The 26,360-nt window shown below is 62.4% G+C and carries 21 protein-coding genes; 8 read left to right on the top strand and 13 right to left on the bottom strand.

Annotation, left to right across the window (positions count from 1 at the left end; all coding sequences use genetic code 11):
• Positions 1–2: 2 nt before the first annotated feature.
• Positions 3–1,010: a heat-inducible transcriptional repressor HrcA gene (gene hrcA, locus ACIQH5_RS00940; RefSeq protein ID WP_400399470.1), complete on the bottom strand. Its 1,008-nt coding sequence runs from the start codon at positions 1,008–1,010 to the stop codon at positions 3–5.
• A gap of 191 nt (positions 1,011–1,201) precedes the next feature.
• Between hrcA and ACIQH5_RS00935 the strand changes: the two genes are divergently transcribed.
• Complete coding sequence (locus ACIQH5_RS00935; protein WP_400399468.1) at positions 1,202–2,053, top strand: DUF3097 domain-containing protein; 852 nt, start codon at positions 1,202–1,204, stop codon at positions 2,051–2,053.
• A gap of 122 nt (positions 2,054–2,175) precedes the next feature.
• Positions 2,176–2,589, top strand: a complete 414-nt coding sequence (locus ACIQH5_RS00930) for a DUF4870 domain-containing protein (RefSeq protein ID WP_062069557.1) — start codon at positions 2,176–2,178, stop codon at positions 2,587–2,589.
• Positions 2,590–2,592: 3 nt separating this feature from the next.
• Here ACIQH5_RS00930 and hemW read toward each other — a convergent pair whose 3' ends face one another.
• A complete protein-coding gene (gene hemW / locus ACIQH5_RS00925) occupies positions 2,593–3,822 on the bottom strand; it encodes a radical SAM family heme chaperone HemW (protein ID WP_400399465.1) in 1,230 nt (409 codons plus the stop codon).
• A complete protein-coding gene (gene lepA, locus ACIQH5_RS00920) occupies positions 3,823–5,676 on the bottom strand; it encodes a translation elongation factor 4 (protein WP_011774924.1) in 1,854 nt (617 codons plus the stop codon).
• A 159-nt stretch (positions 5,677–5,835) separates the two neighbouring features.
• On the opposite strand from lepA, the gene ACIQH5_RS00915 reads away from it, so the two are divergent.
• The gene (locus ACIQH5_RS00915) at positions 5,836–6,402 is read left to right on the top strand and encodes a type II toxin-antitoxin system PemK/MazF family toxin (protein ID WP_400399463.1); all 567 of its coding nucleotides are present in this window, start codon (positions 5,836–5,838) and stop codon (positions 6,400–6,402) included.
• A 169-nt stretch (positions 6,403–6,571) separates the two neighbouring features.
• Complete coding sequence (gene rpsT, locus ACIQH5_RS00910) at positions 6,572–6,832, top strand: 30S ribosomal protein S20 (protein ID WP_024816801.1); 261 nt, start codon at positions 6,572–6,574, stop codon at positions 6,830–6,832.
• A gap of 162 nt (positions 6,833–6,994) precedes the next feature.
• Here the strand turns inward: rpsT and holA are convergent, their stop codons facing one another.
• The 8 genes from holA to ACIQH5_RS00870 form a co-directional block, all read right to left on the bottom strand.
• Positions 6,995–8,011: a DNA polymerase III subunit delta gene (holA, locus tag ACIQH5_RS00905; RefSeq protein WP_400399461.1), complete on the bottom strand. Its 1,017-nt coding sequence runs from the start codon at positions 8,009–8,011 to the stop codon at positions 6,995–6,997.
• A 48-nt stretch (positions 8,012–8,059) separates the two neighbouring features.
• Positions 8,060–9,604, bottom strand: coding sequence for a ComEC/Rec2 family competence protein (locus ACIQH5_RS00900; RefSeq protein WP_400399459.1), 1,545 nt, complete (start codon positions 9,602–9,604; stop codon positions 8,060–8,062).
• 55 nt (positions 9,605–9,659) lie between these two features.
• Complete coding sequence (locus ACIQH5_RS00895) at positions 9,660–10,523, bottom strand: helix-hairpin-helix domain-containing protein (protein WP_400399457.1); 864 nt, start codon at positions 10,521–10,523, stop codon at positions 9,660–9,662.
• Between the two features lie 72 nt (positions 10,524–10,595).
• A complete protein-coding gene (locus ACIQH5_RS00890) occupies positions 10,596–11,579 on the bottom strand; it encodes a DegV family protein (RefSeq protein WP_400399455.1) in 984 nt (327 codons plus the stop codon).
• A 59-nt stretch (positions 11,580–11,638) separates the two neighbouring features.
• Positions 11,639–14,167 (bottom strand): leucine--tRNA ligase, encoded by a 2,529-nt coding sequence (leuS, locus tag ACIQH5_RS00885; protein ID WP_400399454.1) that lies wholly within the window; start codon positions 14,165–14,167, stop codon positions 11,639–11,641.
• A gap of 305 nt (positions 14,168–14,472) precedes the next feature.
• Positions 14,473–15,987, bottom strand: a complete 1,515-nt coding sequence (gene glpK / locus ACIQH5_RS00880) for a glycerol kinase GlpK (protein WP_062069539.1) — start codon at positions 15,985–15,987, stop codon at positions 14,473–14,475.
• Between the two features lie 70 nt (positions 15,988–16,057).
• The gene (locus ACIQH5_RS00875; RefSeq protein WP_062069535.1) at positions 16,058–16,810 is read right to left on the bottom strand and encodes an MIP/aquaporin family protein; all 753 of its coding nucleotides are present in this window, start codon (positions 16,808–16,810) and stop codon (positions 16,058–16,060) included.
• Positions 16,811–16,979: 169 nt separating this feature from the next.
• The gene (locus ACIQH5_RS00870; protein WP_400399451.1) at positions 16,980–18,761 is read right to left on the bottom strand and encodes a glycerol-3-phosphate dehydrogenase/oxidase; all 1,782 of its coding nucleotides are present in this window, start codon (positions 18,759–18,761) and stop codon (positions 16,980–16,982) included.
• 122 nt (positions 18,762–18,883) lie between these two features.
• On the opposite strand from ACIQH5_RS00870, the gene ACIQH5_RS00865 reads away from it, so the two are divergent.
• The 4 genes from ACIQH5_RS00865 to ACIQH5_RS00850 are packed head-to-tail and all read left to right on the top strand — an operon-like array spanning position 18,884 to position 22,811.
• Positions 18,884–19,846: a sugar-binding transcriptional regulator gene (locus ACIQH5_RS00865; protein WP_159734070.1), complete on the top strand. Its 963-nt coding sequence runs from the start codon at positions 18,884–18,886 to the stop codon at positions 19,844–19,846.
• Between the two features lie 34 nt (positions 19,847–19,880).
• A complete protein-coding gene (locus ACIQH5_RS00860; protein WP_400399449.1) occupies positions 19,881–20,777 on the top strand; it encodes an aldo/keto reductase in 897 nt (298 codons plus the stop codon).
• A 10-nt stretch (positions 20,778–20,787) separates the two neighbouring features.
• Entirely contained in the window at positions 20,788–21,732 is a 945-nt protein-coding gene (locus ACIQH5_RS00855; protein ID WP_400399448.1) for an alpha/beta fold hydrolase, read from the top strand.
• Positions 21,729–22,811 carry a glycosyltransferase family 4 protein gene (locus tag ACIQH5_RS00850; protein ID WP_400399446.1) on the top strand — a complete coding sequence of 361 codons (1,083 nt, stop codon included), beginning with the start codon at positions 21,729–21,731 and terminating at the stop codon, positions 22,809–22,811. Before ACIQH5_RS00855 ends, ACIQH5_RS00850 begins: the two co-directional genes overlap by 4 nt.
• A gap of 18 nt (positions 22,812–22,829) precedes the next feature.
• On the opposite strand, the gene ACIQH5_RS00845 is transcribed toward ACIQH5_RS00850, so the two are convergent.
• Both ACIQH5_RS00845 and metK read right to left on the bottom strand, forming a co-directional pair.
• Positions 22,830–24,932 carry a primosomal protein N' gene (locus ACIQH5_RS00845; RefSeq protein WP_400399444.1) on the bottom strand — a complete coding sequence of 701 codons (2,103 nt, stop codon included), beginning with the start codon at positions 24,930–24,932 and terminating at the stop codon, positions 22,830–22,832.
• Between the two features lie 171 nt (positions 24,933–25,103).
• Positions 25,104–26,333 carry a methionine adenosyltransferase gene (gene metK, locus ACIQH5_RS00840; protein ID WP_024816815.1) on the bottom strand — a complete coding sequence of 410 codons (1,230 nt, stop codon included), beginning with the start codon at positions 26,331–26,333 and terminating at the stop codon, positions 25,104–25,106.
• Positions 26,334–26,360: the final 27 nt, after the last annotated feature.

Below are 26,360 nucleotides of genomic sequence, written 5' to 3'. Positions count from 1 at the left end.
GTTCAGCCGCCGAGAATGCGGGAAAGGTAACGGGCCACGGCGCGAACGGCTGCCATGGTGGTGGGATAGTCCATGCGGGTGGGGCCAAGAATTCCCACTTTGGCACCGGAGCCGTAGCCCGTAGCCACGACGGAGGCCTCCGCCAAGCCGTCGTATGGGTTCTCACGTCCAATGCTCACGGTGACGCCGCGGGGATCATCCCCCATGTCAGACAACAACCGGAGCATCACAACTTGTTCCTCAAGTGCTTCCAGCACCGGTCCGATGCTCAGGGGGAAATCCACGTTGGAGCGGGCCAGATTTGCCGTTCCCGCCATCAGGATTCGCTCTTCCCGGCTGGTGTCACTCAGCGATTGGAGCCCCTGGGCCAACGTCTGCGCCAGGCTGCGCAGTTCCGGCGGACACAGGGCAACAACGGAGGGAAGCACTTGTGGCAAAAGAGCCAATTGGGTGCCGGCAATGTTGCCAAGGAAGCGGGACCTGAGGAGCATCAAGGCCTCATTGCTGACGTCTGAGCCAGCGTCGATAACCTTCTGACCAACACTGCCGGTGTCCGCGATCAGGACCACCAAGATCTGTTGAGGGGCCAACTGGACGAATTCCACGTGCCGGACCAAAGCGCGGTTGGAATGCGGGTACTGCACGACGGCGACCTGATTGGTCAGTTGCGACAGGAGCCTTACGGTCCGCTCCAGAATGTCATCAACATCATCCGGGCCCTCAAGCAACGAATGGATGGCCCTGCGTTCGGCCGCGGAGAGAGGTTTGACCTGCGAAATGCGGTCAACGAATAAGCGGTAGCCCTTGTCGGTGGGGATTCGCCCTGCGCTGGTGTGAGGCGCCGCGATCAGGCCTTCCTCTTCCAGGACGGCCATGTCATTCCTGATGGTGGCGCTGGAAACGCCAAGATGGTGCCGCTCCACGAGGGCCTTCGACCCCACAGGTTCCCTGGAATGTACGTAATCCTCAACGATGGCACGCAGCACTTCGAGCTTGCGCGGCTCACTCATAGCACCACCTCCTGACGACTGCCATGGTCGCTTCGACCGGTCAACGCGGGATCTCAATCGGACTCCACACTTAGCACTCAACATGCCCAAGTGCTAACAAGTCTAGTATGAGCCACCCCGTTGTTAGCATTGAAACCTGCCGCGGCCGGCTTCGGCCCGCACCACAAACCAGCACAAAAGGTAGGAATCCCTTGGCTTTGAACAATTGGGGTCCGCAGGATCTGTCCGCTCCGGCCAAAAAGCAGCTGCCGGAAGTCGCCGTCCAACGTGGAATGGTCCTCGAGGACGTGCAGTCGGGCTGGGTGGGCGAAGTCACGCGTGTAGAGAAATCGGGCGGCATGCACGTGGTGACCCTCGAAGACCGGCGGGGCAAGACCAAGTCATTCCAACTGGGATTTGGCTTCCTGCTTGAAGGGCAGGCCATACGGTTGATGCCTCCCGCCCCACGCGCTGCCGCGTCCGCCGTTCCGTCCGGCCGGACGGCTTCAGGATCCGTGAGGGTCCAGGGGCAACGGGCACAGGTAGCCAAGGCCAGCCGCATCTGGGTGGAAGGAAAGCACGACGCCGAGCTCGTCGAGAAAGTTTGGGGAGACGACCTCCGGGTGGAGGGCATCGTGGTGGAGCCACTGCATGGCGTTGATGATCTGAAGTCCGCCATCGCCGATTTCAATCCCGGCTCAGGGCGCAGGCTTGGCATCCTCGTAGATCATCTTGTCCCCGGTTCCAAAGAGTCCCGCATCGCCGCCGACGCCATGACAGTGCCGGGGGCTGCAGGAAACGTCCTCATTGTTGGACACCCCTACGTGGATGTCTGGCAGGCAATCCGGCCCAAAGTCCTGGGCATTGACGCATGGCCCGCCGTGCCTCGAGGAATCGATTGGAAGACGGGAATCCTCAGGGCCTTCGGCTGGCCTCACGAAACCGCAGAGGACGTAGGCTTGGGCTGGCAACGGCTCCTGGGGGCAGTCCGCACGTACGCAGACCTCGAGGCATCACTGTTGGGCCGCGTCGAAGAAGTCATTGATTTCCTGACTGTTCCTTGAGGCGAAGACCCTCCGGTATCAGCAAGTACCGTGTCAACGGGGCGTTTGTCCCGGGAAGAGCGTTGGGGCCGGTATTCTGGGACAGCAACACCGCAGCATCTTTACAGCAAAGGGAAGACACCGTGGCAGATAACGCTCCTGAAGAACCGGGCAGCGCCGCAGGCCGGCCCCAGTACCACGGCGCGCCTGCCAACGCACTACCGTTGACGGCCGGCGAGGACAGGCAATGGGCCACTCTGGCCCACTTTGGCGGCATCCTGGGGTGCCTGCCGTCCCTTTTGATCTACTTGATTTTCAAGGATCGCGGACCGTTCACAGCGCAGGAATCCAAAGAAGCACTGAACTTCACGTTGCCTCCCACCATTGCCGCCGTGCTGGCAAACATCCTGGTTTTGCTGCCTGTTGTTGGCAACATCTTCGCCGTCATCGCTACCGCAATCTGGGTGGCCCTGACGTGCTTCTCCGTTTCGGCGGGCATCCGCGTAAACCACGGGCAGCCTCACCGCTATAAAATCAACCTCCGCTGGATTAAGTAGCGGTCAGTCGGGCAGGAGCCTTCGGACTACGGCGTCAGCCAGGAGCCGACCCTTCAGCGTCAGGACGAGCCTGCCCTTGAACGCCTGTACAGGGTCCACCAGTTGGTCGGCAATGAGCCCGGCTACCGCGTGCCGTCCGATCGCGCCCAAAGCACCCACGGACAATCCTGTGCCAAGCCGGGCTTCAAGCATGATCCGCTCGACTTCCCGGGTTTCGGCGTCGAGAGTTTCCCGCCCGGCAGCCGGAGAGCTTCCACTTCCAAGCCTTGAGGCGTACGCCGTGGGGTGCTTGACGTTCCACCAGCGGACGCCTCCCACGTGCGAGTGCGCGCCCGGCCCGATGCCCCACCAGTCATCTCCCCGCCAGTAGGCAAGATTGTGCCGGCAAGCCTGCTCCGGCGTACGTGACCAATTGCTGACCTCATACCAGGTCAAGCCCGCTGCGGAGATCAATGAGTCTGCCAGCTCGTACTTGGCGGCGTGGTCGTCGTCGTCAATGCCGGGTACCTCACCGCGACGTATCTGGGCGGCAAGTTTGGTGCCCTCCTCCACGATCAACGCGTAGGCACTGATGTGGTCAGGTTGGTAGGACAACGCCGTTTCGAGTGACAGCTGCCAGTCAGCCATGGACTCTCCGGGTGTGCCGTAGATGAGGTCCAGGCTCACAGCAAGGCCTGCTTCACGTGCCCACTGCACAACAAGGGGCACCCGGCTCGGCGTGTGGGTCCGGTCCAGCACTTTCAGAACGTGCGGGACGGCTGACTGCATGCCAAAGGAGACCCGGGTGAAGCCTGCATCGGCCAGAACCTGCAGGGATTCCGGAGTCACAGAATCAGGATTGGCCTCGGTAGTGACCTCGGCGCCGGGTTCAAGACCCCAGTGGCCGATTGCGGCCTTCAGGATCCGTGCCAGGTCCTCTGCCGGGAGAAGCGTGGGAGTGCCACCACCAAAGAACACAGTGCTGAGGGGACGTCGGGGCAACCCTGAGGCGTCCAGTGCCAGCGAAGCGAAATCCAGTTCAGAGACCGCCGTAGTGGCGTACGTGTCCTGAGAGGCGCCGCCACCGAGTTCCGTGGCTGTGTAGGTGTTGAAATCGCAGTAGCCACATCGCACTGCACAGAACGGTATGTGGACATAGAGCCCGAATTTGCGGTGCTCGACGCCGGCCAACACCTGCGGAGGCAAGATGCCATCCGCAGGTGCCGGGTCGCCCAAAGGTAGGACGCTGGGCATTTACTTCTTGGCCTTGTCCTTGGACTCATCGGTGGTCAGGGCTGCGATGAATGCCTCCTGGGGCACCTCCACGCGACCCACCATCTTCATGCGCTTCTTGCCCTCTTTCTGCTTCTCGAGCAGCTTGCGCTTACGGGTGATGTCACCGCCGTAGCACTTGGCAAGAACGTCCTTGCGGATGGCCCGGATGCTCTCGCGGGCAATGATGCGGGATCCGATGGCGGCCTGGATAGGCACCTCAAATTGCTGCCTGGGAATAAGTTCACGGAGCTTGCCCGTCATCATCACACCGTAGGCGTAAGCCTTATCGCGGTGGGTGATGGCGCTGAAGGCGTCCACTTGTTCACCTTGCAGCAGGATGTCTACCTTGACGAGGTCAGCCACCTGCTCGCCGTCGGCCTTCCAGTCCAGCGAGGCGTAGCCGCGGGTCTTGGACTTCAGGAGGTCAAAGAAGTCGAACACAATCTCGGCCAGCGGGATCCAGTAACGAAGCTCCACGCGGTCCTCGGACAAATAGTCCATGCCGCGCATCTGGCCGCGCCGGCTCTGGCACAGCTCCATGATGGAACCCACGAATTCGTTGGGCGCCAGGATGGTGGCGGAAACCATCGGCTCGCGGACTTCAGAGATCTTGCCCGTGGGGTATTCGCTGGGGTTGGTCACGTGGATGACCTTTTTGTCCTCGAGCGTTACCTCGTACTCCACGTTGGGAGCCGTGGAAATGAGGTCAAGGTTGTACTCCCGTTCGAGGCGCTCACGCGTGATCTCGAGGTGGAGCAAACCCAGGAACCCTACACGGAAACCGAAGCCCAGTGCCGCGGACGTCTCGGGCTCGTAGACCAGTGCGGCATCGTTGAGCATCAGCTTTTCGAGGGCGTCACGGAGTACCGGGTAATCCGTGCCGTCCAACGGGTAAAGACCGGAGAACACCATCGGCTTGGCGTCGGCGTAACCGCTCAACGACTCCGACGCCGGCTTGGCAAGGTTAGTGACAGTGTCTCCAACCTTGGACTGGCGGACATCCTTCACACCCGTAATCAGGTAACCCACCTCGCCCACACCAAGACCCTTGGACGGCGTGGGCTCCGGGGAGCTGACACCAATCTCCAGGAGCTCGTGCGTGGCCCGCGTGGACATCATCTGAATGCGTTCGCGCGGGTGGAGCATGCCGTCCACCACGCGGACGTAGGTCACCACGCCGCGGTAGGTGTCATAGACGGAGTCGAAAATCATGGCGCGGGCCGGAGCATTGGGATCGCCAACGGGCGCGGGAAGATCGCGGACAATCTTGTCCAGCAACGCTTCCACGCCCACGCCGGTCTTACCCGAAACCTTGAGGACGTCCTCGGGGTCGCCGCCAATGAGATTGGCAAGCTCTGCCGCATATTTCTCGGGCTGGGCAGCCGGGAGGTCGATCTTGTTCAGCACAGGAATGATGGTGAGGTTGTTTTCCATCGCCAGGTACAGGTTGGCAAGAGTCTGGGCCTCGATGCCCTGGGCAGCATCCACCAGCAGTACAGCGCCTTCACAGGCCGCCAGCGAGCGGGAAACCTCGTAGGTGAAGTCGACGTGGCCAGGGGTATCGATCATGTTCAGCGCGTAGCTGTTGCCATCCAGTTCCCACGGCATGCGGACAGCCTGGGACTTGATGGTGATGCCGCGCTCACGTTCGATATCCATGCGGTCCAGATACTGGGCCTTCATGTCGCGTTGCTTAACGACGCCGGTGTACTGCAGCATGCGGTCGGCCAAGGTGGACTTACCGTGGTCAATGTGGGCAATGATGCAGAAGTTCCGGATGATGGCCGGATCTGTTGCGGCGGGCACCGGTGCGGTGCGGGCCATGGGAGACACGCAGGATCCTTACTGTCGACACTCACACGGCAATTCCTGTAACTGGGCATAGGCCAGCCGGAACACGCCGCGCATCTGATCCTCTAGTCTCCCATGAACCGGCGCTTCGCCGTACATTGCGCATCCGGCTCTGGCAGCATCCGGCTGTAGCGTTGTCACATGGCTTTCGACTTGCGCCCCGTTGGCAAACTCCTCCTGCGATCACTCAAGGCGCTCCGAGGCAGCACCACCAAAGCCGGAGCCCCGTCAGGCTCGTCCAGGCAGGCCCCGTCCAGGCAGGCCCCGTCCAGGCAGCGAACCCGGCAGGCCGCCGTCGGGCGTCAGCCCGGCTCCTACCCGGGCGACTTTCGCGGTTCGGTCAAGGTCACCTACTCCCCCAAGCCGGATGGCCAGCCCGATCCCGGAGAGATCGTGTGGAGCTGGGTCCCGTACGAAGAGGACCACACGCAAGGCAAGGACCGGCCCGTCCTTCTGATTGGCCGGGACGACACGTGGCTCCTAGGCCTCATGCTGACGTCCAAGGACCATGACAACGGCAACAGGGCTCGGGACTACGTCGACATTGGTGCGGGTTCCTGGGATCGACAAGGCCGGCCCAGTGAGATCAACGTCGGCCGCATCATCCGCCTGGATCCCCAGGCTGTCCGTCGCGAGGGCGCCGTCCTGGGAAAGCCGCAATTCCAAGAGGTGGTCCGTGCCCTTCAAGAGCAGGGACACCGAGGCTGAGCCCCGGGGTCTGCGCTGGCCCCGACTTTCTGCTATCCTTTATAGCTGTGTGTCCGTGCAGGTCGACGGCCACGCATGGTTGGCTGCCATAGGCATCCCCACGCCGCTCAGTCGATGGCCAACCTGAAAACCCTCTAGACCATTTCCGCATTAAAAAGAGAGTTCATACGTGGCTAATATCAAGTCCCAGAAGAAGCGCATCCTCACCAACGAGAAGGCTCGCCTGCGTAACAACGCCGTCAAGTCTGAGCTGAAGACGGCCATCCGCGCCGTCAGCACCGCCGTTGAGTCTGCCGACAAGGATGCTGCTGGAACTGCACTTGTTGCTGCCAGCCGTAAGCTGGACAAGGCTGTCAGCAAGGGCGTTATTCACAAGAACAACGCTGCAAACCGCAAGTCGGCGATCTCCAAGAAGGTCAACGCACTCTAAGGTTTTCCAGTTCGACTGAGCTGATCAAAAGGCCGGCGCCCATGGGGCGCCGGCCTTTGGGTTTAAGGCGCCGGCCTTTGGGTTAACAAGCAATTCCGTGATTTAGCAGGGCACTCAGTGCCTGCGCGAGTCAGCGTTGGGCGACAACGACGTTGAGCGACATCAGCGGCGGCTGGCCGAGGTGGCTATCACCGTGACCGCGTGCTCCACTGCGTAAACCGGATCACGCGACTCGCCCTTCACCTGGGCATCCGCTTCTGCGATGACCTGGATGGAGCGGATCAAACCTTCAGGGGTCCAGCGGCGCACGTCACGCTGTGCCTGCTCCACAAGCCAGGGCTGCATTCCCAGATTTTTGGCGATGGTGGCCGGAGAACCATTGGCACCGGCAACTTTGGCCAGCGTCCGCAGCTTGGCCGCGAGTGCCGCAACCAAGGGAACCGGATCAACGCCAGTGGCCAGGGCGTGACGAAGGGTGGACAATGCCACAGGTCCGTTGCCGGCCATGGCAGCGTCGGCAACCTTGAATGCCGTGGCTTCAACCCGGCCACCGTAGTAGCGCTCCACAGTTTCAGCCGTGACAGCAGTGGTGGCATCGGCAATGAGCTGGTTGCAGGCCGCAGCGAGTTCTGAGAGGTTGGCGCCCACCGCATTGACCAACGCCTGGACAGCCTCTCCTTCTATGCGGCGCCCACCTGCTCTGAACTCAGAGACGACGAATGCGGTCTTGTCCGAGTCCTTCTTCAGGGGCTGGCAATCAATGACGGGCCAGCCGGCGGATTTCACGGCGTCGAGCAGCTTCTTGCCACGCACTCCCCCGGCATGGCGCAGGACGAGCACAACGTCCTGGTCCGGATGCTGAAGATAGGCTAATCCGTCGGCCAGAAAAGCATCGTTCATGGCTTCAAGGCCCTCAACCTCAATGAGCTTGTCCTCCCCGAAGAGGGAGGGCGTGACGGCCATAGCCAAGGAACCGGCCTCGTAGGAGCCCGCATTCAACCGGCTGAGCTCGACGTCCGGAGTAGCGGCCCGTACGTGGCTGCGGATGCTATCCATGGCGCGGATACCCAGGTACTCTTCCGGGCCCATGATCAGGACTACGGCGGCCGGCGTCGCCTCCCGCCAGCTGACGTTGTTCGCCGCGACGCTTTTGGCCCGGGTGTTTTGGGCAGCAGCCACAGGTGGTTCCTTCCGGACGTTTTTTTGCAGGCTTCAAGTCTGCCATGTTTACGCCGTCCGCCGTGCTCCAGTATCAGCATTACCCCGCGATGCAACGTCATGACGTGATACATCACTCCTGACGGGTGCAGCAACATCCAGACCACGAGGACGGATAGGAGTGAAAGGGCCACCATGGCTGACACCCCCCGCTGGACCTTCCGCCCACGGCAGGGCAGCCCCGGGCAGATGGGCGAAGAACCGGGCTATGCCGGCCACAATTCCGGCGCATCCCCCGGCCACAGCCACGGGCACCACCGCCAGCCAAGGAAAGACGACCGCCAGCGGTACGGCAACGGTTCCGAAGATCGTTATCGGCGCTACCAAAGGACCAGCCACCACGTTGGCGATCAGAGCGTACGGTGTGAACTGCGGTTGGAGGGCCACGATGACCGGGCCACACAGCAATTGGGCGGACAGTGGTACGGCACATCCGGCAGCCAGCCAGCGCGGCACGACGGAAGGTACCCACGACGCCATGCGGCTGGCCAGCAAGACGATACCCAAGGTTGCCAGGACGGACAGGAGGAAGCCGAGATTTGCAGCCATGCCCGGATCCAGCAGCAACAGAATGATGGTGGCGAGGCAGAGGAAGGTCAGGGATCGACCCCGCAGGCCTCCAACCAAGGCAGCCAACCCCACGGTCCCCATGACAGCGGCTCGTAGAACACTCGGATCGGGACCGACCATCACAACAAAAGCCGTCAGACCGCATGCCGCAAAAGCTCCGGCCAGCGGGCGGGTCAACCTGAGGCATCTCGCCAAGAGAACGAAACCTCCCATGACCAAGCTGCAGTTGGCACCACTGACCGCAGTTAGATGAGTCATTCCCGTTGTCTTCATATCTGCCTCAAGACTTTCCGGCAGCGCGCTGGTGTCTCCGGTGACCATCCCCGGCATCAGACCGGCCGGGTCCGGAGGCAACCAACCCGATGCTGCGACGAATTGCCTCCGCACATCGAAGGCTGACTGCCGGACATCAAAAGCGGAGCCGATGACAACGGGAGCAGAGGAAGCGGACAGGAGTGCCGCCTGCGATTGTCCTTCCCGAACAGCCTTCAACGTTCCTGACGTTCTGACGTGCTGCCCCGGCCGCACGTTCTGCCAGCCATTTCCACCGACCACCATCACGTCTGCGGTGCCTTGGGTGACGGAACCCTTGGAGGTGACTTTAATCAAACCCGCAGCAACGGACCACCGATTTCCACCGGAGTGTCCCGGCACAGGGACCTCAGCAGGAACTCCGGTGATCTGCACTTCAATCAGGACACCGCTTCCGCCTGACACAGCTTCAGCGAGCGGGCCCAGCTCCCGCGTGTTGGCCGTGACGGCACAACTAACCGCCACTGCCGCGCCCAGGACGGCTGCCAAGGCGAGGGTTGCAGAAATCGTCCTTGCCCGTTGCGCGGCTGACCTATGACGCCGTGCCCTTGCCAGCAGCAGAAGCCCCGCCAGGGCCAGGACTCCCGCCAGCGCTGCGGACCACATTGCGTCGATCAAGGACCCGACCAGAGCAACGGACCAAGTGACCAGCACAGTAGGGACAAGCCTCAAATCCGTGCGTATCGGCGACGCTGAGCCGCCCGCACGAGCAGGCGCCCCCGCCGACTTAGCCACCCTGCACCGTCACGAGATCCTTGAGGGACTCCATGAGCTTGGGCCCGATGCCGTCAACGGCATCGAGTTCATCAACAGAAGCAAAGGAGCCATGCTCTTTCCGCCAGTCAATGATTCCTTGTGCAGTCACGGGCCCGATTCTGGGCAGAGTGCCCAATTCTTCCAGTGACGCAGTGTTGATGTTGACCTTCGCTCCTTTGGCCGCGGGGGCCGCGGCGCCATCGGAGCTACCAGAACCTTCGGCCAGCGGGCTGGGCTGGGGCTGCACCTCCCCGATCACCGGTACGTGAATTTTGACGCCGTCACTGAGCACCTCTGCAAGATTAAGCCCATTGAGTTCCGCGTTGGGCCCAGCACCCCCGGCTGCCTCTATTGCCTGAAAGACCCTGCTGCCCTGCGGGAGGGACACCACACCGGGCTTCTGCACGGCACCGGCGACGTGCACCACCACGCTCCCGCCGTCGCCTGTGGCTTCTGCCTGCGGAGATACCGGGGCCTCCTGCACTGTATAGCCTGAAGAAACTGTAGGGCCGGAAGAAACTGCGGGGCCGGAGGAAGATGAAGGACTGAGGGGTTCGGAACGCGATTGCCCAACAGCAGACTGCCAAAAGTGCCATGCAATGATGCCAACTCCTACGATGGCCACGAGGGCAGCAACCCGCCACGGGGTCCTCCACCTGGTTCGCGGGTGACTCGCAGGGGTTTCCGGATCTGAATCCTCAGGGTAAGGGCCAGGCTCGGGAGGCAACTCCAAGAGCGGCGGGGATTGGGGGCCGGTGCCCAGACGGGAGGCAAAGCGCTGCCGGGCTGCCTGCGTTGCGGCATCTTGGGAGGCGTCCCGGTTCCGGCGTGGCATCTTTCGAGCCTATGGCTCCTCCACGGTAACGATGGCGACAAGATGCTCTATGTGGATAAGGGGAGTAAAGCCTCAGCCCGTAGGTGTACTGCTCTCACCCACGATGACTGCGAGCACTCCCAATCCGGCATGTGCCGCCAAAACAGCCGGGAGGGCGCTGATTTGGGGTGGAGGGCAATCCGGGAATTTCTCGTTCAACCGGGCCGCCAAGGCTTCGGCCTCCAGCTGGTTGCCAAAGTGGTGCACCGCCAATCGTTGCTGGCCGGCGGGGCGGGAGGCTACGTCGTCGGCGACGATCTCCTCCAGGCGGGCTATGGCGCGCACAGTGGAACGGACCTTTTCCAGCGGTACTATCTTGCCGCCGTCGACCGCCAGGATGGGCTTGATAGCCAGGACGGTACCGAACAGGGAAGCCGCCGCGCCAATGCGGCCACCGCGCCTCAGCTGTTCGAGGCTGGGTACGTAGAAGTAGACCTTGGTGCGCTCCATGCGCTTTTCGGCGAAGCCGCGGACTTCAGCCGCCATTTGGCCATCGGCTGCCGCCACAACGGCACTCTGCACGCCCATTCCCTGGGCCATTCCCACTGTGCGCGAATCCACTATTTCGACCGGAATGGTGACCCTCGCTGCGGCCAGCCTGGCCGCGTCAGCGGTCCCGGAGAGTTCGGACGAAATATGGATGGACACTACAGACTCGAAGCCGTGCCGCTGCGCAGCGAGGTAAGCCTGCTCAAACTGCCCGGGCGACGGCCGCGACGTTTTCACCGGGGCACCGGAAGCGAGAGCCAAGGACAGGGTCTGCGTGATGTCGTCTTCACCCTCGCCGTAGATTTCAGTCCCGACCATTACAGGCATGGGAACAACAGCGAGGCGTCCGTCGGCCGTAAAGGCCGACACCCAATCCGGTGGGAGGGCAGCTGCGGAATCGGTGACGATTGCTGTCTTGACGACGGCGGCCAGCGGCACGTCCGCGGCAGCAACCGGTGCGGTGGGCTGGCGGAGACGCGCCACTCTTTCCTTGAGCCAAATCCATGCGGGTGGTTCTCGCTCAGGCACGCGACCTCCAAAGATGATGGCCGGCCGCCGGCAAAGTGCCGGCGGCCGCACAATTCCTGCTAGGCAGGAACGATGTTCACCAGTTTAGGTGCCCGCACGATGACCGTACGGATGCCGCGGCCATCCAAGGCCCGCTGGACATTCTCCGAGGCCAAGGCGAGCTCACGCAGCTCGTCCTCAGTGATGTCCGGCGAAACGTCCAGGCGGTCGCGAACCTTGCCCTGGACCTGAACCACGGCGGTGACGGTGTCCTGCACCAGCAGTGCGTCGTCGTGCTTCGGCCAACCAGCATTTGCTACGGAGGCAGGGTGGCCGAGGGTGTTCCAGAGGTCTTCAGCGGTGTAGGGCGCAAAAAGGCTCAGGATCACGGCAACGGCTTCCACCGCTTCACGAACAGCTGGATCTGCGGCACCCGCACCCGAATCAATGGTCTTGCGCGTGGCATTGACCAGTTCCATCAGGCGGGCAACCACAACGTTGAACTTGTTGTTGTCCAGGAGATCAGCGGCGTCGGCAATGGTCTTGTGCGTCACGGTGCGCAGGGCACGGTCACCCGTAGCAGGATCAACACCGGGCTCGCTGCTGACGTCTTGGCCGAGGCGCCAGGCACGCGCCAGGAACTTGGCCGAACCCGACGGCGAAACATCCGCCCAGTCGACGTCGTCCTCCGGCGGGGAGGCGAAGACCATGGTGAGCCGTACGGCGTCGACACCGAACTTGTCCAACTGCTCGCCCAGATCCACACCGTTGCCGAGGGACTTGCTCATGGCCTTGCCGCCGTTGAGTACCTGGCCCTGGTTGAGCAGGGCCGAGAACGGCTCGTTGGCTTCAATCAGGCCGATGTCCTTGATGACCTTGGTGAAGAAGCGTGCGTAGAGCAGGTGCAGGATGGCATGCTCCACGCCGCCCACGTACTGTCCAACCGGCATCCAGTTGTTGATCTTTTCGGGATCAAACGGGCCCTCGGTGTAATCGGGCGACACGAACCGCAGGAAGTACCAGGACGAGTCCACAAAGGTGTCCATGGTGTCTGTATCACGCTGGGCAGCCCGTCCACAGTTGGGGCACTCAACGTTGACCCACTCGACGGCGGAGGCCAGCGGGGAAGTGCCCTTCGGCGACAACGCCTCACCGCGCAAATTGTCCGGCAACCTGACCGGAAGCTGGTCATCGGGGACAGGGACTTCGCCACATTCACCGCAGTGGATGATGGGGATGGGGGTACCCCAGAAACGTTGGCGGCTCAGCAGCCAGTCACGCAGCCGGAAGTTGACGAACTTCTCTCCGGTTCCCAGCTTCTCGAGGATCTCAATCGCTGCGGGAATGCCTTCGGACTTGGTGAGCCCGTCCAGTTCGCCGGAGTTCTTGAGCGTGCCTTCGCCAGCACTGGCGATACCAGTCTCTGCCGGATCTTCGGCGCCGGTGTCCAGTACTGCCCGGACAGGCAGGTTGAAGGCCTTGGCGAAGTCGAGGTCGCGCTGATCGTGTGCGGGCACGGCCATGATGGCGCCTGTGCCGTAGTCGGCCAGGACGTAGTCGGCGGCCCACACCGGGAGCTTTTCGCCGTTGAGCGGGTTGACGGCGTAGCGGCCGGTGAAGACGCCGGTCTTCTCACGCTCGGTGGACTGGCGCTCGATTTCGGAGAGAGCCTTGACCTTCTCCCGGTAGGCCATGAGTTCATCGTGTTGTTCCGGAGTCACCAGGTCCAGCGCCAGGTGCGCATCCGCTGCGACCACGAAGAACGTTGCGCCGTAGAGAGTGTCCGGCCGCGTAGTGAACACGGTGACCTCGCGCTCGGCACGGTCTTGCGTGGCTTCGATGACGAAGCGCACGTGGGCGCCCTCTGAACGGCCGATCCAGTTGCGCTGCATGGCCAGAACGCGCTCGGGCCAGTGGCCCTGGAGCTGGTCCATGTCCTCAAGGAGACGGTCGGCGTAGTCGGTGATCTTGAAGTACCACTGGTTCAGGGACTTCTTGGTGACAGGTGTGCCACAGCGCTCACAAGCACCGTTGACTACCTGCTCGTTCGCCAGGACGGTGAGGTCCTTGGGGCACCAGTTAACGGGCGAGTCCTTGCGGTAGGCCAGGCCACGCTCGTAGAAGCGCTTGAACAGCCACTGGGTCCACCGGTAGTACTCGGGGTCTGAGGTGTGGATGCGGCGGGACCAGTCGGCAGAGATGGCGTATCGCTTGAACGAGGCAGCCTGGGTGTCGATGTTGGCGTACGTCCACTCGCTGGGGTGGGCGTTCCGCTTGATCGCGGCGTTCTCCGCGGGAAGTCCAAACGAGTCCCAACCGATGGGGTGCAGGACGTCGAAGCCCTTCTGGCGCAGGTAGCGCGCTACGACGTCTCCCATGGCGAACGCTTCTGCGTGGCCCATGTGGAGGTCGCCGGAGGGGTAGGGGAACATGTCCAGCACGTAGCGGCGTTCCTTGGAACCGTCGTCGGCAGGGGTGAAGACTTTGAGGTCCTCCCACACCTGCGGCCACTTGGCTTCCATCGCAGCGAAGCTGTAGACGCCCTCTTCAGGCACTTCGGCTGCGGCTGTTGGTGCTGTTCCGGTCTCTGTCTCCGGCTGAACGCTCACTGCTGCCCTCTTCTGTTCTTCGATGGCGGTTTTGACTCCTGCTTGGCACCGGAATGTCCCGGACACACAAAAGCCCCTCAACAATGGAGGGGCGGCCGCACGGCTAGTGAAAGCCGAGCGGCTAGCTAAGCAGAAGGATCGCACGCATAGATCTACAATAGCGCACGTCTACCCATCCTCCCGCCGACAAGACCCATGGTCTGAGACGTCCCCTCATACATCGAAAAAGGGGCCGATGACTCCCCGCCATGGTGTGGTGGGCACCGCGAAGCGGGCAGGCGGGAGTCATCGGCCCCTTTTTTGAACTACTTCACATCCTCGTCGACCCAGTCCATGGACTTTGTGACGGCCTTCTTCCAGAGTCGCAACTGACGCTCCTGCTCTTCTGCCGGCAGTTGCGGTTCCCAGCGCTTGTCTTCGTTCCAGTTGGCACTGAGCTCGCCGAGGTCTTTCCAGAAGCCGACGGCGAGGCCGGCGGCGTAGGCAGCGCCGAGGGCCGTGGTCTCGACTACTTTAGGACGGACTACGGGTACGCCCAGGATGTCAGCCTGGAACTGCATGAGTGCCTCGTTGGCGACCATACCGCCGTCGACCTTCAACTCGGTGAGCGGGACACCCGAGTCGGCGTTGACGGCGTCGAGCACCTCGCGGGTCTGGAAAGCAGTTGCTTCCAGGGCTGCGCGGGCGATGTGGCCCTTGTTGGCGAAGCGGGTAAGGCCAACGATTGCTCCGCGTGCGTCTGCACGCCAGTACGGTGCAAACAGTCCCGAGAATGCAGGGACGATGTAAACACCACCGTTGTCCTTAACGCCGGCGGCAAGTTCCTCTACCTCGGGGGCGGAGCTGATCATGCCAAGGTTGTCGCGGAGCCACTGGATCAGGGACCCGGTGACGGCGATGGATCCTTCGAGGGCGTAGTGCGGTTTGGCGTCTCCCAGTTTGTATCCGAGGGTGGTGAGCAGGCCGTTCTTGGAGTGAACGATCTCTTCGCCGGTGTTGAAGATCAGGAAGCAGCCTGTGCCGTAGGTGTTTTTGGCTTCGCCCGGCTGGAACGCGGCTTGACCGAAAGTTGCTGCCTGCTGGTCACCGAGGATGCCGGCTACTGGCGTTTCGCGAAGCAACTGCGAGGTGTGGACGTGTCCGTACACCTCGGAAGAGGACTTGATGGCAGGCATCATGGAGGCTGGAACACCGAAGACGTCCAGGATTTCCTGGTCCCATTGGAGCGTTTCGAGGTCCATGAACAGGGTGCGGGAGGCGTTGGTGACGTCGGTGACGTGCACACCGCCGTCCACGCCGCCGGTCAGGTTCCAGAGGACCCAGGCGTCGGTGTTGCCGAAGAGGAGGTCACCGGCTTCGGCGCGTTCGCGGGCGCCGTCCACGTTGTCCAGGATCCACTTGATCTTGGTGCCGGAGAAGTATGTTGCCAGCGGAAGGCCCACCTTCTGCTTGAAACGCTCCACTCCCCCGTCCTGTGCCAGTTCATCGACGATGGGCTGCGTGCGGGTGTCCTGCCAGACGATGGCGTTGTAGACAGCTTCGCCGGTGTTCTTGTCCCAGACGACGGCGGTTTCGCGCTGGTTGGTGATGCCGACGGCGGCTATGTCGTGCCGCGTCAGGTTCGCCTTGGACAGGGCTGAGGCAATAACTTCCCGGGTGTTGTTCCAGATTTCGGCGGGGTTGTGCTCCACCCAGCCGGCCTGAGGGAAGATCTGCTCGTGCTCCATCTGGCCGGTGGAGACGATGTTGCCCGTGTGGTCAAAAACGATGGCGCGGGAGCTGGTGGTGCCCTGGTCGATGGCGATGACGTATTGATTCATGGTGACGTCCTTGTCTTAGTTTGCTAGCTATTCAGTGTTTGTCGAATGTGCGGTTGGGTGTGGTGCAGAATCAGCCGGCGATGGCGGGCATGATGTCCGGTACCCACAGGGCTACCAGACCGGCAAGGGCGCCGCCTACCAGGGGGCCGACTACGGGGATCCAGGAGTAGGCCCAGTCGCTGGAGCCTTTGCCCTTGATGGGAAGGAGGGCGTGGGCGATGCGGGGGCCAAGGTCACGTGCAGGGTTGATGGCGTAGCCGGTGGGGCCACCGAGGGAAACACCGATACCGACAACAAGCAGTGCTACTGCCAGCGGGCCGAGGCCTGAGGGGGTGCCGCCGAAGGTCAGGATGACGAAGACCAGGACGAACGTGCCGATGATTTCGGTAACGAGGTTCCAGGGAGTGGAACGGATGGCCGGGCCGGTGGAGAAGGTGCCCAGCTTGTTTGCTGCAAGGGGTTCTTCATCGAAGTGCTGCTTGTAGGCGAGCCAGCAGACGACCGCACCCAGGAAGGCGCCGAGCAGTTCAGCACCGAAGTACGTCAGGGTGGAGGCGAAATCCACAGGGACGCCGGGAGCGTATTCTGCTTTGCCGTTGACCAGCAAGCCCAGGGTGACGGCCGGGTTAAGGTGCGCGCCGGACTTTGCGGCCACGAAAACGCCCGCGAAGACCGCAATACCCCAGCCCCACGTCACCATCAAGAATCCAGCGTTGTTGCCCTTGGTGCCTTTGAGCGCAACGTTTGCCACAACACCGCAACCCAGCAGGGTCAGCATCATGGTTCCGAATACTTCGGAAAGGAAAACAATTCCAAGAGACATCTTTGACTCCTCATTTTTCTGTTGTCAGCCCCCTCGCGGGTGAAGAGGCTGTTGGGACGGTTCCGTTGTCTCCGGAACCGTCCCGGTGTGGTGTTCCCCTGGCGGGTCCACCTACCCCATTCCGCCCCCACCGCACTCTGGGACGGTCAAGCTTTTCCGCTGCTTGGTGTCAGGCTACGAGACTGTGCACGTCAACCTTGTGGAACCTCTGCAGGACTTCCTGGGCGTGGCGGATTTCCGCCTCGCGGGCAGTCGCGTCCCAGCCGAGCGGTTCTGCCAGTGCCGCGGCGATCTCATTGAGCAGCTCCCCGGTAACCAAGCCACGGAATGCGAGCGACGTCCGGCGGATGAGCACATCCACCAGGTGCCCGATCTGCTCGTGCTCAGCCATGAAGGCCAGTTCCCGGACGCTTAGCTCGCGGGTGGAACGCAGCGGTGCGTCGTGTCCGGCATTGAGGTACTCAATGACGGCGTCTGCCCGGGTTCCGTAGCGGGTCAGCAGGACGGCTACGCGGTCAGCGTCCAGGCCCGGCCCCATGTGCTTCTTGATCCATTCCTGTTCGCCCTGTTCGGTGGCAGGGAAGCCGGCACCGCCGCCGATGGCGAGTTTCGCCGTCGAGACTTTGCGGTCCATGCCCAGTTCGCGCAGGACGTCGTTGGTCATGTGCTCGGCCAAAGCGCGGAACGTGGTCCATTTGCCACCCACCAAGCTGAGGACGACGGCGGCCTTACCGCCCGGGGTTGCGACGGCGTCGCTGCCGGAACGGACGCTGCGTTCAATGCGGTAGTCGCGTGAGACGAATCCGGGCTGTGTTTCGTCGTGGCGCGGCAAGGGACGGACACCGGCGAAACTGTAGACGATCTGTTCGCGCTCCACCTTGATGGTGGGGAACACGTGGCCAACCAGGTCGAAGAAGTAGTCGATCTCTTCGTCGGTGCAGACAGCATCCTCGGACATATCGGCGTCCACGTCGGTAGTGCCAACAAGCACCCGGTCACCCATGGGGTAGATCAGGACGATGCGACCGTCTGTGTGCTCAAAGAAGATTTCGCGCCCGTTGCAGGCCGCGAGCAGTTCCGGGTGGTCCAGGACGATGTGCGATCCCTTGGTACCGCCCATGAACTTGCTGACGGCGCCCATGGCCTGGTTGGTGAGGTCCACCCATGCGCCCGTGGTGTTGACGATCACGTCAGCTTGGAAGTCGAATTCCTTGCCGGTCAGTTCATCGCGGAGCCGGACTCCGTCCGAGCCCATGGAGACGAGCGAGACGTAGTTGCTGGCCCGGGCGCTTCCTCCCGGAAGTCCGCCACCACGGCCCGCTTTCTCGCCATCCTGCAAGACGTCCAGGGTCAGGCGTTCCGGGTTGTGAACGGAAGCATCAAAGTAGGTGGCCGCGTATTTGATTCCGGAGTGCAGCTTGGGGAGCTCAGCAAGGGCCTTCGTCCGGCCACGGAACTGGTGGCGGGGAACGCTCCCGCCGTCACGGGAGAAGAAGTCGTACATGCTCAGGCCCACCTTGATGAGGAACGCTCCACGTTCCTTGGGCTTACCCTGCTTGTGGGTGAGGAACCGCATGGGCGCAGACAGAATTCCGGAGAACGTGCTGAAGATCGGGATGGTGGTCTGCAGGGGCTTCACGTAGTGCGGAGCGATCCGCAGGAGCCTGTTGCGCTCAACCACGGATTCCTGGACCAGCCGAAACTCACCGTTCTCGAGGTAGCGGATGCCGCCGTGGATCATGTGGGACGAAGCTCCACTGGCGCCCTGGCAGTAGTCACCGCGTTCAACAAGTGCGACGTCCACGCCTTGGAGGGCGAGATCGCGGAACGTTCCCACACCGTTGATGCCTCCGCCAATGATGAGCACCTTGGCCGAGGGCCGCTCCTGCAGTGCAACGACGGAGTCGCGCTGAGTGTGCTGTGAGGTACCGGAAATCTTGTTGTGTCCCAAAACTGCTCCCTTGGGCTTGGTTCGTGCGCCGCGCCACTCGCTGCTGCACCGTTCACCACTAATCTTGCGAAGGTGGAAAATGGAGTCAAGCTATTTGCACAAACGTGCAGGAAGGAAATGAGATGGCACGATCACGTCACTCTGATGCGCTCCGGGCTGCACAGATGTATTACCTGCAAGACCTGACCATGGATGCGATTGCCCGAGAGCTCCGCACGTCCCGATCCACGGTGTCCAGGCTGCTGTCCTCGGCGAGGGAAACTGGGCTGGTTCAGGTCCAGATTCGCAGCCCGTTTGATACCGGTCCTGAGCTGGAGAGCCAGATCAGGAACCAATACGGCGTGGACGTCCACGTGGTCCCGGTACTGGATACTCTCAACGAGGCTGAGACCTTGGACCGCGTCGCCATGCAGGCTGCACGAACAATCGGCCCCCTGGTGGACTCCAATGCCATCATCGGCGTGGCCTGGGGCGCGACGCTGAGCGCGGTGAGCCGGCACCTCACCCGCAAGGTGACGCACGACAGCATCGTGGTTCAACTCAACGGAGCCGGAAACATGCAAACCACCGGCATTACCTATGCCAGTGACATCATGCGGCGCTTCGGCAGCGCCTACGGTGCCCGTGTGGAGCAGTTCCCTGTTCCGGCATTTTTTGACCATGCCTCCACCAAGACGGCCATGTGGAATGAGCGCAGCGTTCAACGCATCCTGGACTTGCAGGCCCGCATGAGCATCGCCATCTTCGGCGTCGGATCGGTGGATTCCGATTACCCGAGCCACGTGTACGCCGGTGGATACCTCGATGAACACGACCTCACCATGCTGGCCGCCGACGACGTGGTTGGCGACGTCGCAACGGTCTTCTTCAGGAGTGACGGGTCCTCGGACGGCATCACCCTCAACGAGAGGTCAACCGGTCCCGGCCATGAACAGTTGCGTCAAGTCAGGCGCCGGATCTGTGTGGTCTCCGGGGCATCCAAGATCAATGGACTCCAAGGAGCCCTGGCAGCCGGGCTGGCAACTGACCTTATTCTGGACGAAGCCTCAGCCCGACGCCTGGTGAGTTTCAACGGCCATTCCTGAAGTAATCGTGCAAGGAATGGGTAGAGTCGTTGCTATGAGATCCCCTTCCAAGCTGACATCGAGCAAGTTGGCGCTTAACAACGGCGTACAGATGGACCGCATGGGATACGGACTCTATAAAGTTCCTGCCACCGACGCAGAAGCCTTGGTTGCCACGGCCTTGGGCGAGGGCTACAGACGATTTGATACAGCCGCCATGTACGGCAACGAAGTGGGGGTGGGCCGGGCGCTTGGCGGTGCGATCGGAGACGCCACCGAAGCGAACAGAGGCACCGGCGGCTCCGGCGAATCCGTAAACGCACTTGCACGGGAGGACCTCTTCGTCACCACCAAGGTCTGGAACGACGACCACGGCTACGATGCCACACTCCGGGCGTTCGATACCTCCATCTCCAACCTTGGGCTGGACTTTGTGGACCTCTACCTCATCCACTGGCCCTGTGCCGGGCGGGGACTCTTTGCAGAGACATACAAAGCCCTGGAGACCCTGTACCGGGAAGGCAAAGTGCGGGCCATCGGCGTGTCCAACTTCCAGCCCGGACACTTGGAAGAGCTGATGCAGAAGGCTGAAGTTGTTCCGGCGGTGAACCAGATCGAGCTGCACCCCTGGCTACAGCAGACCCGGTTGCGGACTTTGCACGAACAGCTCGGCATCGCCACAGAAGCCTGGAGTCCGCTGGGCCGCGGACAGGTCCTGGCCGACCCCGCCATTACCGCACTGGCGGACAAGTACAACCGGACACCCGCGCAGGTCATTCTCCGCTGGCACCTCCAAGTGGGAAATCTGGTCATCCCCAAAGCAAGCTCTGCCGGGCGGATCAAGGAAAATTTTGCCGTCTATGACTTCGAACTGGATGCTGCCGACATGGACGGCATCGCAGGACTCGAACGCCACCATCGGACCGGGTCGCACCCGGACAACGTGAAGTAGGACCATCCGTATGGAAACAGTGGACACCGCGCACACACCTGACGGAGCGCAGGCCCCCAGCCAATTCTTCAGCACAGCCCTGCCAGGCCGCACGCACGCCTCGGATGTGGACGTGGACGGCAGCAATGTTGCCTACTGGACGTACGAGCCCGTGTCCGCCACGCCCGCGACCCGGACCATCCTGGTCATCCACGGGTTCCGGGGCGACCACCACGGCCTGCTGCGTGTAGCGGACCAGCTTCCGGAGATGCGCATCATCATGCCGGACCTGCCGGCTTTCGGAAGCTCCGAACCCTTCGTCGATGGCGAGCACTCTGTTGAACGCTACGGCCAGTTCATCACCGGCTTCATGAGCGCCCTCGGCTTGGGCCCCAAGACCGTACTCCTGGGCCACTCCTTCGGGTCGATCGTGGCCAGTCACTTTGCCGCCTCGCATCCGGGCGCCGTCTTTCCCTTGATCCTCATCAATCCCATAGCCGCACCGGCACTTGAGGGTCCCAAGGGAATCATGACCAAACTTGCCGTGCTGTACTACCAGGCCTCGGCGAAGCTTCCCCGCCCTCTGGGGCTGGCGGTCCTGCGGAATCGCGTGATTGTCCGCGTCATGAGCATCACCATGGCGAAAACCAAAGACAAAAACCTGCGCCGTTTCATCCACGGCCAACACGATGCCTACTTCAGTGCCTTCGCAGACCGGAAAAGCCTGTTGGAGTCCTTCAAAGCCTCTGTCTCGGGACACGTCGCCCAGGTAGCGGAGGAACTGACTCTCCCCGTGCTCCTGATCGCAGGGGAAAAGGACGAGATCGCCACTCTTCCCAACCAGTACAAACTCATGAAGCGACTACCCGAGGCGAAGCTGGAAGTGATTCCCGACGTCGGGCATTTGATCCACTACGAGACGCCGGTTCCGGCCGCCGAAGCAATCCGCACCTTCCTGGAGGAACATCCCGCGTGAAAATTGTCATCGACGCCCGCTTTACCCGAACGGACCATCACGATGGCATCAGCCGCTACGGTTCCAGCCTCATAGCCGCAACGTCCAAAATCGCCGACGTCACGATGCTGATCAGCGACAAGCGCCAACTGGCCCTCCTCCCCGACGTCCCGTACGTACTGATCAACAGCCCACTGTCGCCCATGGAATTGTTCGTGGCCCGCAAGGTCAACCCCCTTGGTGCCGACGTGGTGGTCTGTCCCATGCAGACCATGGGCACCCTTGGCCGCAAATACGGGCTGGTGCTGACCCTTCACGACCTCATTTACTACGAACACCCGACTCCCCCGGGCTTCCTGCCCGCACCCGTGCGGCTGCTGTGGAGGCTTTACCACAAGGCGTTCTGGCCGCAGCGGCTCCTGCTCAACCGCGCTGACATCGTGGCTACCATCAGCCGCACCACCGAAGCCCTCATGGCCAAGTACACGCTGACGAAGCGCCCCGTACGCATAGTGGGGAACGCACCCCAACCAGGTCAAACACCTCGCAACCCTGAAGCAGGGGCAGACAAGTCGATCCTCTACATGGGTTCGTTCATGCCGTACAAGAACGTGGAAACCATGATCCGGGGCATGTCCGGGCTGTCCGGGTACACCCTGCACTTGCTCAGCAGGATCACCCCGCAACGCAGAGCTGAGTTGGAGGCCCTGGTTCCCGACGGAGCCAAGGTGGTGTTCCACAACGGTGTCACGGACGCCGAGTACGACGAACTCCTGCTGCGGGCAACTGCCCTGACCAGCCTTTCACGAGCCGAGGGATACGGTTTGCCGCTGGTGGAGGCCATGGCCCTGGGTACTCCCGTCATCGCGAGCGATATTCCCATCTTCCGTGAGGTGGGCGGCGACGCCGTCAGCTACGTCCACCCTGAATCTCCGGCCGAGTTCGCGGCGGCTGTCACTGCACTGGGCGAGGACTCACTGTGGCAGGAGCGCTCCCGAACATCGGTGGAACGCGCTGCAAAATTCAACTGGGACGAGTCGGCACGTCAGCTCCTGGCCGCGGCCGAAGAAGTCATGGCTCGGCGTCGACCCAAGGCGTAGCCGAGGGGACAGCCGGGGTCAGAGGACGTCGACGCCATCCAAACGCAACTGCACCGGGCCCGACGTCCGCTTGGCGGCGTTGGCCACCTTAACGGCCCGCATGGCCCGGGTGGTCTCGGCGGCGTCTGCGTACGGAATGAAGTAGAGCGTCCGGACCTCCGCATGGCTCTCCACCGTGCTGGCGGAGACCTGATTACTGCCGGACAGTTGCACGGGTGCAGGTCCGGCTTTGCGTAGCCTGGCTATCGAGGCCAGCTCGGCATTGGCTTCCAAGGCGTCACTGAAATGCACGACGTCGGCCCTGGGGCCGGTCACGGAAGCCACCCGGACTGCCGGGGGCAGCTGTAGTTCCTTCCGCAGCGCCAGTTCCCGTGATGCAAATCCGGCGGCGTCCCACCGCAACAGTGCTCCCGTCGCCGCGGTATCGTCCGCAGTGATCACCACGAGTCCCCCCTGGCTGGCCGGCTTCACAAGGGAAGCGGCATTGAACCACCGGCGGACGGTATCCTCCCCTGCGCGGAGGTTCTCACGCCGGAGCAACGAGTTGCCGTCCAGCAACAACGCTGCCGCGTATCCGTTGGACGCAACCGGCTCAGCACCGACCGTTGCGACCACCAGCGCAGGGGCATCCGGGACAGTTGCCTTGATGTGCTCACCGGATGACGTGACTACGGCCTTGCCGGGGAAGGCCCGCCCCAGCTCCTCTGCCGTCCGCATGACTCCTGCCGCCCCCCGGCGCAGTCTTGTTCCGCTACAGTGCATGCAGCGCCATTGTGGGGCTGGCGTGGAACACCACCGGCACGCTGGCATGGCCGAACTGCTGGACACTGCCAGCGGCCCCTGACAAGCGTTGCAGCGCGCAAGTTCCCGGCACGTCTCGCACACCAGCGACGGCGCGTATCCGGCCCGGGCCACTTGGACCAAAACCGGGCCGCGTTCGAGGCCTTCTTTGGCTGCCCGCCACGCCGCACCGGGCAATCGTGCAATACGCGCCAGAGGATCACGTTCTTGTTCGTAGCTGTCAGCGGTGTTGAGGACCCGGGGCGCCGTGGCGCGGACAGTACTTCGGGGTGCCTCAATGGGCACCGCCCATTGCATTTCCACAAGGCGTTGGAGTTCGGTGCTTCGGTTATGGGAGGCCATAAGGCAAGCGGCGTTCTCCTGCTCGGCACGCAACAGAAGGACTTCCCTGGTGTGCGCATAAGGCGCCCTTTGCTCGATGTGGAGGTCATCGCCGTCGTCCCAGCACACCACCAAACCAAGGTCGCGCACAGGAGCATAGGCCGCTGAACGAGTGCCGATGGCCACTCCCGCTGTCCCGCTCAGAAGCCGCAGGAAGTTTCTGTAGCGGGGCGTTTGCCCGTCATCCGCCGTGAGGCGGGCAATGTCCGACGACGGCAGGACGTTGGCAAGCGCTGCCTCCAACTGCTCCAGATCCCGATAATCCGGTACCACCACTACCGCGCCACGTCCCGACGAGCGAACGGTGGCAACTGCCGTAGCCACCAGGGCCGGCCAGCCATCAGGACCGAACCCCTGAAGGGCCGTGAGGACAGCTTTTGGTGAACCGCCATTGGCAAGGTGCTGCAGATAAGGCTCACCATTGCTGTAAGAAGCCCAAGCGCGAGCATCTGTGGCCGGTTTCAGGTCAGCGACCCCGGCCTCGAAGTCTCCGGCCAGAAGTTCCTTCTCCACCTTGGCCACCCGCGGAGGAATTGCCGTTCGAAGGACATCGCTCAGGGTTCCGGCGTAACGGGCAGCCACTGTACCGGCCAGCTCCATAGTGGCCGGGGTCAGTACCGCAACCGGGGACACCACTTTGTGCAGGGTATTCAAGGGCGCCGCAGCATCCGAATCTGCACGCCGTTCAATGATGTATCCGTTGAGCTCCTGGCCGTTGAACTTGACCTTCACCCGGACGCCGGGCGCAGCAACCTCGGCGAGCTCTGCAGGAACGCTGTAGTCGAAGGGCCTGTCCAAATGCGGCAGGGACGATTCGAGCGCCACCCGCGCCACGGGATTCTCAGCGGCAAGCGGCGGCCCATTGACCGGCGCGCGATCCGGAAAACCTTGAAGCAACGAGGGTTGAAGCAACGACGGCTGGGCCTCGTGTCCTGCCATGCACTTCACCTCCAACTCTGATCGCGGAATAACACCAGGCAGTATTAACCCGGAATGCCCGCAGCGGGATAGACCCGCTGCGGGCATCTCTCTGGCACCAGCCAATCACGGGCCACTGACAATACAACAACCTGAGGTTGATGCGTCTGCTGCCAGCCGATCGTTGTGGGCTCAGGCGTTGAAGTATTCCTTCAGGTCGGCCACGCGGTCCAAGCGTTCCCACGTGAAATCCGGGTCATCTCGACCGAAGTGACCGTGCGCAGCCGTCTTGGCATAAATGGGCCGCTTGAGGTCCAGTGCGTCAATGATGGCGCGCGGACGGAGGTCGAACAGCTCGTCGATCGCTTCACTGATGCGGGCCGGGTCAACCGTTTCCGTGCCGAAGGTCTCAACGTACGTTCCCACCGGGCGTGCCTGGCCGATGGCGTAGGCGATTTGAATCTCAGCCCTCTTGGCCAGGCCGGCCGCCACCACGTTCTTGGCAACCCAGCGCATGGCGTAAGCGGCTGAGCGGTCCACCTTGGACGGATCCTTGCCGGAGAAAGCTCCACCACCGTGGCGCGAGAATCCCCCGTAAGTGTCCACAATGATCTTGCGGCCCGTGAGCCCGGCATCGCCTACAGGACCGCCGATAACAAAAGCGCCGGCAGGGTTAAGAATGTTGGCAGCATGTGAGATGTCCAGGTTGGACGCCGACATGACGGGATCGATCACGTAGCTGGCCAGGTCCGCGCGAAGCTGCTCAAGGCTTGCCTCTTCGGCGTGCTGGCTGGAGATGACCACCGTTTCCACGGAAACCGGCCGATCGCCGTCGTATCCTACGGTGACCTGCGTCTTACCGTCCGGGCGAAGGTAGGCCAGCTCGCCGTTCTTACGGACTTCCGTGAGGCGTTCTGACAAACGGTGGGCGAGCCAGATGGGCGTAGGCATGTAAGAGGCCGTCTCATCGCTGGCGTAGCCAAACATGATTCCCTGATCGCCCGCACCCTGGAGGTCGTAGTCGTCCTCCTGGCGGCCTTCACGGGCCTCAAGTGAGTTGAACACGCCTCCGGCGATGTCGTTGGACTGTTGGCCGATGGACACGGACACACCACAGCGGGCGCCGTCGAATCCGTTGGCCGACGAGTCGTAGCCGATGCCCAGGATGGTCTCGCGGACAATCTGCGGAATTTCCACGTAAGCGTCGGTGGTAACCTCACCGGCCACGTGCACCAAGCCGGTAGTGGCCATGGTTTCAACGGCCACGCGGGATTCCGGATCAGCAGCCAGCAGCGCGTCCAGGATGGAGTCGCTGATTTGGTCGCAGATCTTGTCCGGGTGCCCTTCCGTGACCGATTCGGACGTGAAGAGCCGGAGCTTGGACGGGGTGCCATGGTGTTCATGGTGCAGCGGTAAAGTCACTCGACCACCTTACTGGGTTGCGGGACG

Source organism: Paenarthrobacter sp. NPDC091711 (assembly GCF_044756605.1).
Taxonomy (GTDB): domain Bacteria; phylum Actinomycetota; class Actinomycetes; order Actinomycetales; family Micrococcaceae; genus Arthrobacter.
This window is presented reverse-complemented; position numbering and strand designations above follow the sequence as displayed.